Genomic DNA, 13,681 nt, shown 5'->3' with positions numbered 1-13,681 from the left:
TGTTACTGCGTTCGACTTAGCGCAACTCGCTAAACGCCAGCTTAACGCCCAAGCCCACCAGCACCGCCCCCATCAGCCGATCAAACCAGTGGCCCATCCGCGCAAAACCGGCACGCACGCGCTGGTGGCTGAACAGCTGCGCGACCATGCAGAACCACAGCGCCGTGGCCACCGCCAGATAAACGCCGTAGCCCGCCTGTACCGGCAGCGGCGTATGAGGGTTAATCACCACGGTAAACAGCGAGAGGAAGAACAGCGTGGCCTTGGGGTTCAGGCCATTGGTTACAAAGCCCGCCACAAAGGCTGCACGCGGCGAGCGCTCACCTTCATCCAGGCTCAACTCGGCATCGCTCGGGTTTGCTGGCTTGGCCCGCAGCGCTCTGATGCCGATGTACAGCAAATAAGCCGCAGCCAGCCACTTCAGGGCGTTAAACAGCACAATCGACTGCGACACGATCAAGCCGATGCCCAGCAGCGAATAGGCCACATGGATAAAAATCCCACAGCCCACACCAATCGCACTGAAAATGCCGGCACGCCGCCCGTGCGCCACACTCTCGCGCACCACAATCGCGAAATCCGGGCCCGGACTGGCCACAGCCAGCAAGTGGATCAGGGCCACAGCTAAAAACTCGGTCCAGTACATAGGGCGGCTCCGCGACGTCGAAATGATTCTGTTAGGCTCGCCACCTTACTCCCCGCTCAAACCCGCAGGATAGATACAGCTGATGAGTAACAGTCACCGCGCCGCTTTTCTCGACCACAGTTCCCTTGACCTGGGCGACCTCGACCTGTCCAGCCTGAGCAGCTGCTTTGCCGACCTTCAGTTGTATGCGCACAGTACCCAGGCGCAAACCATCGAACGCCTGCAGGGCGCGCAGGTGGCGATCAGCAACAAGGTACCGCTGAATGCCGAGGTGTTCGCCGCCTGCCCGGAACTGAAGCTGGTCCTGGTTGCCGCCACCGGCACCAACCCGATTGACCTGGCCGCCGCCCGCGCCCATGGCGTCAGCGTGAGTAACTGCCAGGGTTACGGCACACCCTCGGTGGCGCAACACACCCTGATGTTGCTACTGGCGCTGGCCACCCGCCTGCCCGATTACCAACGCGACGTGCGCGCCGGCCACTGGCAACAGGCCCAGCAGTTCTGCCTGCTCGATTACCCGATCGTCGAACTGCACGGCAAAACCCTAGGCCTACTTGGCCATGGCGAACTAGGCGGCGCAGTGGCCAAACTGGTCGAAGCCTTTGGCATGCGCGTGCTGCTCGGCCAGCTGCCTGGCCGTCCTGTGCGTGAAGACCGACTATCACTGGATGAGTTGCTGCCCCAGGTCGATGCGCTGACCCTGCACTGCCCACTGAACAGCGACACCCTGAACCTGATCGACGCGCGCGAACTCAGCCTGATGAAGCCCACCGCTTTTCTGATCAATACTGCCCGCGGCGGCCTGATCAATGAGCAAGCCCTGGCTGACGCACTGCGCGCCGGGCACCTGGGCGGGGCGGCAACCGATGTACTGACCCAGGAGCCGCCTAAAGACGGCAATCCCTTACTCGCCGCCGACATTCCAAGGTTGATCATCACCCCACACAGCGCTTGGGGCAGCCGCGAAGCGCGGCAACGCATCGTCGGCCAACTGAGTGAAAATGCTCTGGCCTTCTTCAACGGCACGCCTATGCGCGTTGTCAGCTAAGCTACGCGACTTTTTTCGAGGAGCGCTTATGGACCCGCGAAGCGAAGTACTGCTACGCCAGGCTGATCTATTCAACGGCCCGCTGCTGCTTGCCGGTTTACCAGCAGATGATCTGCTTGGCCAACTCCCTGAAGCCCACGGCTGGAGCTGGCATGCCGGCGAGCACACACTGCTGGACGCCCGCTTCAGCACTCGCTGTCACTTTGGCACTCAACCTGGAGAACGCGACTTCCAGGCAGCCGTGCTGTTTCTGCCGAAGTCCCGCGAGCTGACCGAATACCTACTCAATGCCCTGGCGGCGCGCCTGAATGGCCGCGAACTGTTTCTGGTCGGTGAAAAACGTGCCGGCATTGAGCGCGCCGCCAAGCAGCTGGCGAACTTCGGCCAAGCACGCAAGCTCGACAGCGCGCGCCACTGCCAGCTCTGGCAAGTACGGGTTGAGTACGCACCCGCCGCGCCGGATCTGCACAGCCTGGCACAACGCTACGAACTGACCCTGACCGACGGACCGCTCCAGGTTCTTAGCCTGCCGGGCGTATTCAGCTATGGTCGCCTGGACGTAGGCAGCGCGCTACTGCTCGAACACCTCGACAGCTTGCCCAGCGGGCATATTCTGGATTTCGGCTGTGGAGCCGGCGTACTCGGCGCGGCGCTGAAACGCCGCTACCCAGACAGCCAGATCACCCTGCTGGACGTGGACGCTTTTGCCGTCGAAAGCAGCCGTCTGACCCTTGCAGCCAATGGCCTGTTGGCTGACGTGATCAATGGCGACGGCATTGATGCGGCACCCACGGGCCTGAGTGCGATCCTCAGTAACCCGCCCTTTCACCAAGGCGTGCACACTCACTACCAGGCCACCGAACACCTGCTGCGCCAAGCCCGCCAGCACCTGGCCAGCAAAGGCGAATTGCGCCTGGTGGCTAACAGCTTTCTTAAATACCCACCGCTGATCGAACAGCACCTCGGCCCCTGCCAGACCCTGGCCGACGCCAAAGGCTTTCGCATCTACCGCGCCAGCAACAGCTAAACGGGGCTTGCCCTATCACGGAAGCGCGGGCAGAATGCGCGCGTCCTAGGGGAGTAGTCTCCCGCGAGCGCCAGCTCGCCCGGCACGCGTCAACATACTTGCTCAGCAGAGCATGGCGCGTGCGACCCAAGGCCCACCCAGTGGAGCCTGCGGTTTGACAAGACCTATGACACGCACACCTTACCCGGGGCGGGAAGGCTGTACGTGTCATAGCCATGTTGACCCGCCCCTTTAGGAAAGCCTGATGCTCGAATCCCTGTTTGTCCCCACCTTTATCGTGGCCTTGGCCGAAATCGGCGACAAAACGCAGTTGCTCGCCTTACTGCTGGCTGCGCGCTTTCGCAAACCGTGGCCCATCATTTGGGGCATCGTGGTCGCCACACTGGCTAATCATTTTGCGGCCGGCGCCATCGGCAACTGGGTTGCCAGCTTCTTCTCCCCCGCCACCTTGAGCTGGATTCTTGCTGCCAGCTTTGTAGCTGTGGCCCTGTGGACACTGATCCCAGACAAACTGGATGACGACGAAAGCTCCAAATTCAAGCGCTACGGACCTTTCCTGACCACCCTGATTGCCTTCTTCCTCGCGGAAATGGGCGACAAAACCCAGGTCGCTACGGTGATGCTGGCCGCGCAGTACCCGTACTTTGTTCTGGTGGTCATTGGCACAACCCTCGGTATGCTGATTGCCAACGTGCCAGTGGTACTGGCCGGCAACTTCGCGGCGGAACGCCTGCCACTGACACTGATCCGCCGTGTGGCCGCCTGTGCATTTGCGGCGTTGGCGGTGTATGCGGTGTACCAGGCACTGAAATTCAGCGGGTTTGTCTGACAGCCAGTTGACGCCAGGAGACTGGCGTTTCGGCCAATACCTCGGCTTCCAGGCGGCTGCTACAGTGCGCAACATTCTGCCCACACAGCCGTCAGGGAGACGCCCATGTCACTGGATGATCGGAAAAAACTGGTCCGCCACCATATCGACCTGTCCTGGAACAAAGGCCGCACGGCGCTTGCAGAACAACTGCACAGCAAAGACTTTCTCTATAAGAGTTCGTTTATTGGCAGACCGCTGACCAGCTCTGCCTTTGCCCAGATGGTGCAGGACATCCGCCATGCCATGCCGGACCTGCAGGTGGTGGTCGAGGAGTGCATCGCCGAAGGCAACAAAGTGGTCACCTGGAGCACCTTGATCGGCACCATCCAGAAACCCGCACTCGGCTACCCGCCCAGTGACAAGGTGCTGAGCATCTCAGCCATGGCCTTCTGGACCATTACCTCCACTAATGAAATTCAGGAAATCTGCACCATGTTTGACATGGAGAGCTTCCGCTCACAATTGGGCCTGGCCACCCAACCCTTTGCGGCCAAAGCCTTGCCCTGATCAACAAACACCCAATAAAAAGCCCCCATTTGGGGGCTTTTTGCTTAACGCGGATTAGCGTGCCTGCTCATACAGCGGCATCACCTTGGGAATAGCTGCCTGCAGAGACGCGATACGGCTATTGGATGACGGGTGCGTGCTCATGAACTCAGGTGGCGCACCTTCACTGGCTGCGGCCATCTTCTGCCACAGGCTGACCGCAGCATTGGGGTTGTAGCCACCCCGGGCTGCGAGCTCCAGGCCAATCAGATCCGCCTCGTTTTCATTGCCACGGCTGTTTGGCAGCATCATGCCGTACTGCACGGCGGCATCGGCCAGCGCCAAACTGTCGGAACCCAGCCCCAGCAAGGCACCGGCACCCTGCTTGGCCAGCTCAACACCATAGGCTTTGGACATGGACTCACGGCTGTGCTCACGCAGTGCGTGGGCCATTTCGTGCCCCATGATCGCGGCGATTTCATCGTCAGTGAGTTTGAGCTTTTCGATGATCCCGCTGTAGAAAATGATCTTCCCGCCCGGGCCGCAGTTGGCGTTCAGCTCAGGGCTTTTGATCAGATTAACCTCCCACTGCCACTGCGCCGCATCCGGACGGAACAACGGGGCATGCTTGATCAAACGGTCGGCAATGGTGCGCAAGCGCTTGGCATTGTTACTGGTTTTATCCAACACACCCTTGCTGGAGGCCTCGCCGAGGGTCTGCTGATAGGACTGCGCATACATCTGATTGACTTCTTGGGTCGAGAGCATGCTGAACATGTACTGCTTGCGCTCGACACCGACAGCGCCGCCGCTGGTGGTGTTTACGGCCTGGCAGGCCGTCAGCAGGCTGCAGAGCGCCAAAGCGGCCAGACGAAATGGGGTATTCATGTCAGTTCTCCTTCACGACAGGGACCGTATGCTAGGCCGTGCACCTGGGCAACACAACCCGCAGGCGCTGCAGAATAGGCCGCCGCACACGTTGCTAAATCACAGAATCGAGCTAATGCTTTGAAGCTACACAGCCGATATACCAGGGACAGGTGTAACCCGTAGTTGAGGAGTCCCTATGCGATTCAAATCGATCCAGTCTTCCGTTGCGCTTATGGCGGGGGCCAGCATCCTGGCTGTTATCGTCGCATTGGTACTCTACGCCCTGTTCGCCGGGGGGCGTACCCAGACCCAGGTGCAAGAGCGCACCCAGGCGCTGCTCGAAACAGTGATTGATCAGCGCCTGAACGCTCTGGCTCAAGCCCAGGTTGGCCAACTGCAGCGCCAATTCGAACGCCCCATGACCGTTGCCAAATCCCTGGCCACCCTCAACAGCCAAATGGCCAGTGCCGATGGCAGCCCCGGTATCAGCCTGACTCGCGAGGAACTGAGCAAACTGGTCAGTGAGTACCTGAAGGTCAACCCAGAACTCATCGACCTCTATATCGGCTGGGAACCGAACGCGTTCGACCAGGACGACGACCTGTATGTTGACCAAAAAGAGAATGGGTACGACAACACCGGCCGTTTCATGCCCTGGTGGTACCGAGAAGGTAACCAAATCAAGCTCGACGCACTGACCGTTGAGCAAATGGAAAGTGAAGAAATTCAACCCACCGGGGTACGCACAGGCGAGTATTACCTGTGCCCCAAGGAAACGGGAAAACCCTGCGTAATTGACCCCGCCTCCTACGATTTTGGCGGCAAGCAGGTGCTGGTTGCCGCCTTCAACGCGCCGATCATGGTCAATGGTCAATTCCGCGGCGTAGCTGGCAACGACCTGGCCCTGGACTTTATTCAGGAGCTGCTCACTACCGCCAAGGCCGGGTTGTATGACGGCGCCGGGGAACTGGCCTTGATTGCGTCCAACGGCACCCTGATCGCCGCAACCCAAGACGCCACATTGATAGGCCAGCCGGCAAGCAAGGCGATTGATGCCGAGCTGCTGAGCCAGCTCAAGCAGAGCAGCAATGAGCAGCCGATCAACAAACTCGACGAAGAGCGTCAACTACTCCAACTGCTACTGCCGTTCCAAGTGGCTGGCACCTCAACACGCTGGACCCTGGCCATCGTTCTGCCAACCAGTGCCGTGTTTGCGGACCTGAATGAGCTGCAGGCCGGCCTCACTGAGCAGGCCGAAGCAGATACATTGGGCATGGCATTAGTGGGCTTACTGGTTGCAGGCCTTGGCATGCTGGTGATCTGGTTCGTCGGCTATGGCATCGCCCGCCCACTGCGACAGATGGTGGTCATGCTCGACGACATTGCCCAGGGCGATGGCGATTTGACCCGTCGCCTGGACGTGAACCGTAGCGACGAACTGGGCGATATCGCCAGGGGCTTCAACACCTTCCTCGGTAAGCTACAAAGCATGATTACCCAGGTGGTCAGTTCGGTGCAGAAAGTCAGCGACTCTTCCGAACACACCGCCGACATCGCCATCCGCACCAACACGGGCGTGCAGAAACAGCTAGCGGAGATCGAGCTGGTCGCTACCGCCGTACATGAAATGACCGCGACCGCGCAGGACGTGGCACGCAACGCCACCCATGCCGCCGAAGCCGCCAACCATGCAGACCGCGCCGCCAATCAAGGCAAACAGACAGTGCAACACACCGCCGAGGCAATTGCCGCCCTGGCACAAGAAATTGGTCGCGCGGTCACCGTGGTACAAACGCTGGCCAAGGACAGCGAGAACATAACCGCCATCCTGGTCGCCATTCGCGGGATTGCCGAGCAAACCAACCTGCTGGCACTCAATGCTGCCATCGAGGCCGCCCGTGCCGGCGAACAGGGTCGCGGCTTTGCCGTGGTAGCCGACGAGGTGCGCAATCTGGCGCAGAAAACCCAAAAGGCCACCGAAGAAATCCAGACCATGATCCAGCAACTGCAACAAGGCACTCGCGATGTCGTCACGGTCATGGAAGACAGCCAGAGCAAGACCGAGGTCAGCGTGCAGCAGGCAAGCCAGGCCGCTGAGGCACTGGAGTCCATCACTCAGGCGGTCTCGGTGATCAATGACATGAACACGCAGATAGCCAGCGCCGCCGAGGAGCAAAGTGCGGTGGCCGAAGACATCAACCGTAACGTCACCAACATTGGCCAAGTGGCCAATGAAGTGGCCGGTGGCGCTGATGAAGCCAGCCAGGCCAGCGCCGAATTGACCCAACTGGCCGAACAGCAACGTCGCTTGATCAATCAGTTCAAGGTTTGACTACGCGTAAGCAAAAGGGCGGACTGCTATGCAATCCGCCCTTTTTTGCACCTTGTTAATAATCTAGGCCGGCGTCAGGCACTCAGGCGCATCCAGCTTGGGATCATTGATCAGATTGGCCAGCACCCGCTCACGCAGAGCCGGTTGCGGGCTCGCCAATAAAGCCTGCAACTCAACAGCCGGTGTGTCGGCAGCTAACCAGGCCGCCTGACCCGCGTCATCGAGAATCAGCGGGCGCCGCTGGCTAACAGCCGCCTGAGTCACCACTGCGGCGCTCAAGTAGACACACCCCTCCACCGGATAAGCCTCCCATAAGGCGGCGAAATACAGCGGCGTGGCATCACCCGTAAGCCAGTACGGGCGCTTGCGCGCAGTACCGCGCCACTCATAAAAACCGTTGGCAGGAAGTAGGCCGCGGCGCAGACGAAACGCCTCACGAAACATCGGCTGTTCCGCCAGGGTTTCCGCTCGCGCCTGGGCGGGGGTCTTGGTCAGATCCGTCAGCCAGGGTGGGGTCAGCCCCCAGCGTGCACGCGTCAACTGGCGCTCGCCCTCGACATTGCGCAGTAGCAACACCTGACTATGCGGCGAAATACTCCAGTGCGGTAACTGATCAGCAGGAAAACCGGGAATCGCCGCAAATGCAGGCGTCCAACGGAACAGCGCATAACGTCCACACATGGGGAAACTCGATAACACTTGAAGGAAAGGCCGCAGGGCAGAAGCGCTGCAGACCGCAATCAGCAGAGCAACGTACCTTGTAAGTTATCTGGCTCGTCGCCGGGCAGAGGCAGGGCGGCATTGTACGCGGCGATCAGCTGATGCGCGCGGTGCGCTTGGTCATCCTCCACCATCACACCAAGCAGACCACAGGCCGGCAACTCACCCACAGCGCCGGCCAAGTGCTGCCCAGTGAGGTAGGCCTCGATCCCTTCACTGGCCAGCATGCCCAGCAGCAGCTCGCCCTCCATCAGGTCTTGCGGCTCGTAGATTCGCTGCATCAATCATTCTCCCCGCGCACGTCCAGGCTCCAGTCCTCGCCATCCGTCTGCAGCGAAAACACAATCGGCCGGCAGCACACCGGACAGTCTTCGATGTACTCCTGATCGCCTGCCGACAGGTCGAGCAACGCCTCAGCCTGCTCACCGCAATAAGGACATTGGTAGTCCTGACTTTCCAGCATCGCTGCCTCCTTGTGACTTGGCGTTATAATCGCCGGTCTATAGCTGGCCCTGCAGTCGCGTGTTATCCCGTATCACGCCCGACGTTCAGCGCAGTGAGCATCTCCACAGCCACCCACAACAAGAGAGCATGATGGGCGAATTCGATGCCATCCGACCTTACGCCGACGCCGAAGTCCCTGCCGTGTTGGCGCGCCTGCTGGCCGACGATGCGTTTCTCGGCATCCTCACTCAGTTCCGCTTCCCGCGCCTGGCATCTTCGCTAGGCTGGCTGCTTAAACCACTTATAGCCTATCGCCTGCGTCTTGAGTTTCGCGACGTGAGTTCAGTGGCGCAATTACAGACGCGCATCGAGAGCTATGTCGATCGCACTATCGAGCAGGCGACCGATGGCGTGAGCTATTCCGGTATCGAACACCTGCAAGCCGGTAACGCTTATCTGTTTCTGGCTAACCATCGCGACATCGTCATGGATCCGGCGTTCGTCAACTATGCGGTGTACCACGCCGGCCTGCCAACGCCGCGTATTGCCATCGGCGACAACCTGTTGCAGAAGCCCTTTGTCAGCGACCTGATGCGCCTGAACAAGAGTTTTATCGTGCACCGTTCGATCAGCGGACGGCGCGAGAAGCTGGCGGCTTACCAATTGCTGTCGGCATACATCAATCACTCGATCCGCAATGATGGCGAGTCGATCTGGATCGCCCAGGCCGAAGGCCGCGCCAAGGATGGTGATGACCGTACCGATTCGGCGATCCTCAAGATGTTCCATATGAGCCGCAAGGGTGAGCCATTCGCCGAAGTGATCAATGCCCTGCGCCTGACGCCGGTGTCAATCAGCTACGAGTACGACCCCTGCGACCAAGCCAAGGCTCGCGAGCTGTTTATCCGCGCCAGCAGCGGCAGCTACACCAAAGCGGCGGGCGAGGATGACCAGAGCATTGCCCTCGGCATTACGGGCTACAAAGGTCGCGTGCATGTGCACTTCGGTGCGCCGGTCAGCCAAGGGATTGAAGACAGCAAACTGCTGGCTGCAGAAATGGACAGGCAGATTCTCACCGGCTACCGGCTATTTCCTGTGCATTACCTGGCCTACGCCATGTGGGCGGATCGCGACCCGGAACTGGCCGTACCCAGCGCCGCAGACGTATTTCCTGCCGAGGAGCTCAGCGCGGCCAAGAGTGAATGGCAGCGGCGCCTGGCCAACTGCCCGAGCGAGCAGCAGCCCTATCTGACTCTGCAATACGCCAACCCGGTGCGTAACCAGTACCGGATCAAGGCTGGCCTGCCGCTTTAGGCAAACCGCAGCAATAAAAAACGGCAGCCCATGGCTGCCGTTTTTTATTGCTGCAGAGGGCGTGTTACAGCCGCGTGCTAAGCCAGGAAAGCAGCAAGGCGCCCCCCAGGCAGACAGAGCCAAACCGGACGAAAAACTGATTCAGCCGCCATGTAGGTTCATCACAGGCGTAGGCCTGCTCCGCCAGCTCATTCAACTCATTACCCGCCAACACGCGGGCTTGTGCACGCTGCTCACGCAGACGGGTAGCCAACAGCAACCAGGCGCCGGCCAAGGCAAAAAACAGCGCCAGCCCATTAAGCCACTGCCCAGGCTGACCTTCGATCAGCAACCAAAGCGCTTGCAACGACATCCTCGACCTCTACTACGTCTATAAGGCATGCGACCAACATCGCGCCTAATTAGCAGCACACCCGATGCACGATCGGGCAGCCCAAATACGGTCGCGGAGTCTACCGAAGGTTGCAGCACTCGCGGCTCGATTCCGACGAATCGCAGTCACTATGACCAAGCGGTCTAAACACTGTCATCTTCGTAGACTATGGTCTAACGCTCGTCGCAACGCTCTGGCCAAAAAGGCTTCAGCACGGCGACAGGTTTTAAACATCCATGGAGGAACACACCATGCTGCATGCCCAACCGCAAGACCGCGATTACCTGATCGACTCGCTGGATGAGGTGGACGATGTCGTAAACGGGCTGTCTTTCAATGTGCAGGACGACCACTGGCTGGTCTATTGCGCCATGGGCGGCCACGAGCATTACGCCCTGCCTGATGTCGATACGCTGACCGGCATGAGCATGCCCGATTTTTACAGCGAAGCAGCCTGAGGCAAGAGTTATCGTTTTAGGCGTACAAAGCGCAGATGTAAAAAAGCCCGGATCAATCCGGGCTTTTTGATTACAGCGATAAGGCTTACTGCCCGAGCATCTGGCCGATGGTCGGGTCCTTGAAGGCGCGGGTCAGGGCGTCGCTCAACACATCACCAACCAGCTTGGTATTGGTCGCCTGATTCGGCGCCATGCCAAAACGCTGATTCAACGAGGCACCGTAACGGCCGCTGTAGCGACGGCTGCTGTTCTGCACATCAACGCGGAAAGTCGCGGTCATGTCAGCTTCGGTTACGTACATGCCTTCTTTCGGTGACTGGTATTTCAGTTCGGCCAGGGTCAGGGTCAGCTGCGGCGCGTTGTAGGCATTCGCGCTTGGGGTAAAGCCGAGCAAACGTACAGCCGCTTCAGCCTGGGCCTGCAACTTGGGCAGGATGTCCTGTCCGGTCACGCTGATGGCGCTGGTTTCCGGATAAAGGCCACCACGGGTGCCCAGTACTGGCGAAGGACGGCCATCGGCTACGCGCACCACCACCGGCTGGCCTTGGCCAACAGCGGTCAGCGGGCTATTGAGCTTGGGTTGTGGGCTGAGTTGTTGCGGGCTGTGGGCACAACCCACCAGAGTAAGGCTGGCAACAGCCACCAGACCAAACAGCAGACGATGCAGCATGCTCAACTCTCCATACATAAGGGGGTAGAAGTGGCGCGCAGTATAACCAGCGCGGCAAATGCCTGACAGCGCTGCTTGCCAGGGTCTGCTGCCATTTCTCACAGCAATGTGGCTCGCGATGAAACGGCGACAGAGCCTAGGACGCTTATCGCGCTTACTGGTTCCCGTAACACCCCTGTAACCCGCGTCAGGCATAAGACTTTAGTCTTCCTTGTTCGTGAGTGATTCGCCATGTTCTCACTGCGCAACCTGCTCGCCCCAAGCCGCCCAATGCGCTCATTTGCACTGGTCGATGCGCAAGGCATCTGCCGCGCCCTGCGCCAGTCAGCCCAGGCGCCACAAGGCTCCGGCTGGATTGAGGTGCAACACAGCTGCCTGAGCTGGCTCAATCGACCGCTGCCCGCTAGCGCCAGAACTGCCCAGGTCACGCCATGCCTGCGCGTGCGGCAAACGCTGGCAGCCTGACCGGCGGAAGAAGAAAAGTCACGCTAGGCGATCAATTTTCCTGCTTTGCCCTTATAATCTCGCCCCGATTATAAGGACGCCTCCTGTTCGGGCCTTGCCGTATCGCTGATGCTCCATTGCACCAGCTCCGCCCCAGAGAGTCGCCCACTTCGCGCTGCCTTCCGGCTGCCGCTTACTCCCACGTATAACGCCTGCAATCGCTGCATGGCCGTTCTATGTCGTAGAGAAGCGTGCCCAGCAGACGTGTTTTGAGGTTCACGACTCCAAAAGAGCGTGGAAAGAACGGTTTGGAAAACTTCACAAGAGTGTGGCGAAAATGAACGATCTCGCGGTTGGCATCTGCTTCCAGAAGCCTGCTTCCCTCAACCCTGAGCGTCTCGCCGACTGCTGATTGGCTGTGTGCATACATAAGCTGACGAACGTCTATTGAGTGCTGGTTTGCGGAGAAGTGGTAATGGCGCAAAACGATTACGAAACAATGGATGTGGTGCTGGTGGGTGCCGGCATCATGAGTGCGACCTTGGCCGTACTGCTCAAAGAGCTCGACCCGGCGATCAAGCTGGAAGTGCTCGAAATGATGGAATCGGGGGCAATCGAAAGCTCCAACCCCTGGAACAACGCAGGCACCGGCCACGCCGGCCTGTGTGAGTTGAACTACACGCCGGAGTCGGCAGACGGTTCGATCGACATCAAGAAGTCGGTAACCATCAATACTCAGTTCGAAGAGTCCAAGCAGTTCTGGGCCTACTTGGTCGAGAAAGGCCGCTTTGGTTCGCCCAAATCGTTCATCAATCCAGTGCCACACCTGAGCTTCGTTCGCGGCCAGAAAGGTATCGATTACCTGAAGAAGCGCTTCCAGGCGTTGACCGTGCACCATGCCTTTGCGGACATGGAATACACCGAAGACAAAGCCACCCTGGCGGAGTGGATGCCGCTGATGATGCCGGGCCGCGACCCGAACGAGCCAATTGCAGCCACTCGCGTCATGGCGGGCACCGACGTCAACTTCGGCAACCTGACCACGCACCTGCTCGCACACCTCGGCCAGCAAGCTGATGCCAAGGTTTCCTGCAACCAAAAAGTGGTTGGCCTGAAGCGCAGCGGCCAAGGCTGGCGGGTCAGCGTCAAGGACCTGCAAAGCGGCAACAACCGCGAGATCCAGGCTAAATTCGTCTTCCTCGGCGCTGGTGGCGCGGCGCTGCCGCTGCTGCAGATGTCTGGCATCCCGGAAGGCAAAGGCTTCGGCGGCTTCCCGGTCAGCGGCCAGTGGCTGCGTTGCGACAACCCGGACGTGGTCAAACAGCATCAGGCCAAGGTCTATAGCCAGGCAGCCGTGGGCTCGCCACCGATGTCAGTGCCTCACCTGGACACCCGCGTGGTAGACGGTAAAACCTCGCTGCTGTTCGGCCCCTATGCCGGCTTCACCACCAAGTTCCTCAAGCGCGGTTCGTTCCTTGATCTGCCGCTGTCGATTCGCTTTAACAACATCGGCCCAATGCTGGCCGTGGCGCGCGACAACTTTGACCTGACCCGCTACCTCGTCAAGGAAGTGCTGCAATCCGAAGCCCAGCGCCTGGAAACCCTGCGCGGCTTCTATCCACTGGCCAAGGCCGAGGACTGGAGCCTGGAAATCGCCGGTCAACGCGTGCAGATCATCAAAAAGGATGCGAAGAACGGCGGCATCCTGCAGTTCGGGACCGAACTGGTAGCAGCCGAAGACGGCTCCATCGCTGCCCTGCTCGGCGCATCGCCAGGCGCTTCAGTGACTGTCTCGATCATGCTTGATCTGATCCAGCGCTGCTTCGGCACGCAGGTCAAATCAGAGCAGTGGCGCAGCAAACTGAACGAGATCTTCCCAGCCATGGGCGCAGTGCTCGCCAGCGATGCCGAGCGCTACCGCGAAGTGCAATCGCGCTCCGACGCGTTGCTGCAGTTGGAACAAACCGTCAGCGCCTAA

Annotated in this window: 16 protein-coding genes, 1 pseudogene and 1 riboswitch; of the genes and pseudogenes, 10 read left to right on the top strand and 7 right to left on the bottom strand. The window is 59.7% G+C overall.

From position 1 onward, the window contains the following. Positions 1-16: 16 nt before the first annotated feature. A complete protein-coding gene (locus HCI85_RS20365) occupies positions 17-646 on the bottom strand; it encodes a LysE family translocator (RefSeq protein ID WP_167147709.1) in 630 nt (209 codons plus the stop codon). 82 nt (positions 647-728) lie between these two features. Between HCI85_RS20365 and HCI85_RS20360 the strand changes: the two genes are divergently transcribed. The 4 genes from HCI85_RS20360 (at position 729) to HCI85_RS20345 (ending at position 4,099) form a co-directional block, all read left to right on the top strand. After that, a complete protein-coding gene (locus HCI85_RS20360) occupies positions 729-1,694 on the top strand; it encodes a 2-hydroxyacid dehydrogenase (protein ID WP_167147706.1) in 966 nt (321 codons plus the stop codon). A gap of 28 nt (positions 1,695-1,722) precedes the next feature. Then, positions 1,723-2,721, top strand: coding sequence for a class I SAM-dependent methyltransferase (locus tag HCI85_RS20355; RefSeq protein WP_167147703.1), 999 nt, complete (start codon positions 1,723-1,725; stop codon positions 2,719-2,721). A gap of 36 nt (positions 2,722-2,757) precedes the next feature. Continuing rightward, a riboswitch (yybP-ykoY riboswitch) is annotated at positions 2,758-2,889 on the top strand. Between the two features lie 76 nt (positions 2,890-2,965). Further along, entirely contained in the window at positions 2,966-3,550 is a 585-nt protein-coding gene (locus HCI85_RS20350) for a TMEM165/GDT1 family protein (protein WP_090255215.1), read from the top strand. A 105-nt stretch (positions 3,551-3,655) separates the two neighbouring features. Continuing rightward, positions 3,656-4,099 (top strand): ketosteroid isomerase-related protein, encoded by a 444-nt coding sequence (locus HCI85_RS20345; protein ID WP_167147700.1) that lies wholly within the window; start codon positions 3,656-3,658, stop codon positions 4,097-4,099. Positions 4,100-4,153: 54 nt separating this feature from the next. On the opposite strand, the gene HCI85_RS20340 is transcribed toward HCI85_RS20345, so the two are convergent. Beyond that, entirely contained in the window at positions 4,154-4,966 is an 813-nt protein-coding gene (locus tag HCI85_RS20340; protein ID WP_160088728.1) for a M48 family metallopeptidase, read from the bottom strand. Positions 4,967-5,144: 178 nt separating this feature from the next. Between HCI85_RS20340 and HCI85_RS21415 the strand changes: the two are divergent. Together HCI85_RS21415 and HCI85_RS21410 are read left to right on the top strand one after the other, a co-directional pair. Continuing rightward, positions 5,145-6,422: pseudogene (locus HCI85_RS21415) on the top strand (HAMP domain-containing protein); the annotation flags it as partial. A 15-nt stretch (positions 6,423-6,437) separates the two neighbouring features. Further along, on the top strand, positions 6,438-7,280 hold the full coding sequence (locus HCI85_RS21410) for a methyl-accepting chemotaxis protein (RefSeq protein WP_372239961.1): 843 nt from the start codon (positions 6,438-6,440) through the stop codon (positions 7,278-7,280). Between the two features lie 63 nt (positions 7,281-7,343). Here the strand turns inward: HCI85_RS21410 and HCI85_RS20330 are convergent, their stop codons facing one another. From HCI85_RS20330 to HCI85_RS20320, 3 genes are read right to left on the bottom strand one after another with little or no spacing between them, the layout of a single operon-like run. Further along, complete coding sequence (locus HCI85_RS20330; RefSeq protein ID WP_167147697.1) at positions 7,344-7,961, bottom strand: SOS response-associated peptidase; 618 nt, start codon at positions 7,959-7,961, stop codon at positions 7,344-7,346. A gap of 59 nt (positions 7,962-8,020) precedes the next feature. Then, positions 8,021-8,281 carry a putative signal transducing protein gene (locus HCI85_RS20325; protein WP_167147694.1) on the bottom strand — a complete coding sequence of 87 codons (261 nt, stop codon included), beginning with the start codon at positions 8,279-8,281 and terminating at the stop codon, positions 8,021-8,023. Further along, positions 8,281-8,463: a CPXCG motif-containing cysteine-rich protein gene (locus HCI85_RS20320; RefSeq protein ID WP_160088736.1), complete on the bottom strand. Its 183-nt coding sequence runs from the start codon at positions 8,461-8,463 to the stop codon at positions 8,281-8,283. Before HCI85_RS20320 ends, HCI85_RS20325 begins: the two co-directional genes overlap by 1 nt. Before the next feature lie 128 nt (positions 8,464-8,591). Between HCI85_RS20320 and HCI85_RS20315 the strand changes: the two genes are divergently transcribed. Then, the gene (locus HCI85_RS20315; RefSeq protein WP_167147691.1) at positions 8,592-9,758 is read left to right on the top strand and encodes a 1-acyl-sn-glycerol-3-phosphate acyltransferase; all 1,167 of its coding nucleotides are present in this window, start codon (positions 8,592-8,594) and stop codon (positions 9,756-9,758) included. A 64-nt stretch (positions 9,759-9,822) separates the two neighbouring features. Here the strand turns inward: HCI85_RS20315 and HCI85_RS20310 are convergent, their stop codons facing one another. After that, entirely contained in the window at positions 9,823-10,110 is a 288-nt protein-coding gene (locus HCI85_RS20310) for a hypothetical protein (protein WP_160088740.1), read from the bottom strand. Positions 10,111-10,382: 272 nt separating this feature from the next. On the opposite strand from HCI85_RS20310, the gene HCI85_RS20305 reads away from it, so the two are divergent. After that, positions 10,383-10,589: a hypothetical protein gene (locus tag HCI85_RS20305; protein ID WP_160088742.1), complete on the top strand. Its 207-nt coding sequence runs from the start codon at positions 10,383-10,385 to the stop codon at positions 10,587-10,589. An 85-nt stretch (positions 10,590-10,674) separates the two neighbouring features. On the opposite strand, the gene HCI85_RS20300 is transcribed toward HCI85_RS20305, so the two are convergent. Next, a complete protein-coding gene (locus HCI85_RS20300; RefSeq protein WP_167147688.1) occupies positions 10,675-11,259 on the bottom strand; it encodes a YajG family lipoprotein in 585 nt (194 codons plus the stop codon). 231 nt (positions 11,260-11,490) lie between these two features. Here HCI85_RS20300 and HCI85_RS20295 point away from each other — a divergent pair, with 231 nt between their 5' ends. Together HCI85_RS20295 and mqo are read left to right on the top strand one after the other, a co-directional pair. Further along, positions 11,491-11,724 carry a hypothetical protein gene (locus tag HCI85_RS20295; protein WP_167147685.1) on the top strand — a complete coding sequence of 78 codons (234 nt, stop codon included), beginning with the start codon at positions 11,491-11,493 and terminating at the stop codon, positions 11,722-11,724. Positions 11,725-12,178: 454 nt separating this feature from the next. Continuing rightward, the gene (gene mqo, locus HCI85_RS20290; RefSeq protein WP_167147682.1) at positions 12,179-13,681 is read left to right on the top strand and encodes a malate dehydrogenase (quinone); all 1,503 of its coding nucleotides are present in this window, start codon (positions 12,179-12,181) and stop codon (positions 13,679-13,681) included.

The sequence above is a fragment of the Pseudomonas sp. OTU750018 genome, assembly GCF_011636575.1.
Classification (GTDB): Bacteria; Pseudomonadota; Gammaproteobacteria; order Pseudomonadales; family Pseudomonadaceae; genus Aquipseudomonas; species Aquipseudomonas peli.
Note: the sequence above shows the minus strand (reverse complement) of the source record. Positions and strands in the feature narration are given on the sequence as shown.

Excerpts from the sequence above, each read along its gene's own strand:
- HCI85_RS20365 (WP_167147709.1), bottom strand. The coding sequence starts at position 646 with ATGTACTGGACCGAGTTTTTAGCTGTGGCCCTGATCCACTTGCTGGCT.
- HCI85_RS20360 (WP_167147706.1), top strand. The coding sequence starts at position 729 with ATGAGTAACAGTCACCGCGCCGCTTTTCTCGACCACAGTTCCCTTGAC.
- HCI85_RS20355 (WP_167147703.1), top strand. The coding sequence starts at position 1,723 with ATGGACCCGCGAAGCGAAGTACTGCTACGCCAGGCTGATCTATTCAAC.
- HCI85_RS20350 (WP_090255215.1), top strand. The coding sequence starts at position 2,966 with ATGCTCGAATCCCTGTTTGTCCCCACCTTTATCGTGGCCTTGGCCGAA.
- HCI85_RS20345 (WP_167147700.1), top strand. The coding sequence starts at position 3,656 with ATGTCACTGGATGATCGGAAAAAACTGGTCCGCCACCATATCGACCTG.
- HCI85_RS20340 (WP_160088728.1), bottom strand. The coding sequence starts at position 4,966 with ATGAATACCCCATTTCGTCTGGCCGCTTTGGCGCTCTGCAGCCTGCTG.
- HCI85_RS21410 (WP_372239961.1), top strand. The coding sequence starts at position 6,438 with ATGATTACCCAGGTGGTCAGTTCGGTGCAGAAAGTCAGCGACTCTTCC.
- HCI85_RS20330 (WP_167147697.1), bottom strand. The coding sequence starts at position 7,961 with ATGTGTGGACGTTATGCGCTGTTCCGTTGGACGCCTGCATTTGCGGCG.
- HCI85_RS20325 (WP_167147694.1), bottom strand. The coding sequence starts at position 8,281 with ATGCAGCGAATCTACGAGCCGCAAGACCTGATGGAGGGCGAGCTGCTG.
- HCI85_RS20320 (WP_160088736.1), bottom strand. The coding sequence starts at position 8,463 with ATGCTGGAAAGTCAGGACTACCAATGTCCTTATTGCGGTGAGCAGGCT.
- HCI85_RS20315 (WP_167147691.1), top strand. The coding sequence starts at position 8,592 with ATGATGGGCGAATTCGATGCCATCCGACCTTACGCCGACGCCGAAGTC.
- HCI85_RS20310 (WP_160088740.1), bottom strand. The coding sequence starts at position 10,110 with ATGTCGTTGCAAGCGCTTTGGTTGCTGATCGAAGGTCAGCCTGGGCAG.
- HCI85_RS20305 (WP_160088742.1), top strand. The coding sequence starts at position 10,383 with ATGCTGCATGCCCAACCGCAAGACCGCGATTACCTGATCGACTCGCTG.
- HCI85_RS20300 (WP_167147688.1), bottom strand. The coding sequence starts at position 11,259 with ATGCTGCATCGTCTGCTGTTTGGTCTGGTGGCTGTTGCCAGCCTTACT.
- HCI85_RS20295 (WP_167147685.1), top strand. The coding sequence starts at position 11,491 with ATGTTCTCACTGCGCAACCTGCTCGCCCCAAGCCGCCCAATGCGCTCA.
- mqo (WP_167147682.1), top strand. The coding sequence starts at position 12,179 with ATGGCGCAAAACGATTACGAAACAATGGATGTGGTGCTGGTGGGTGCC.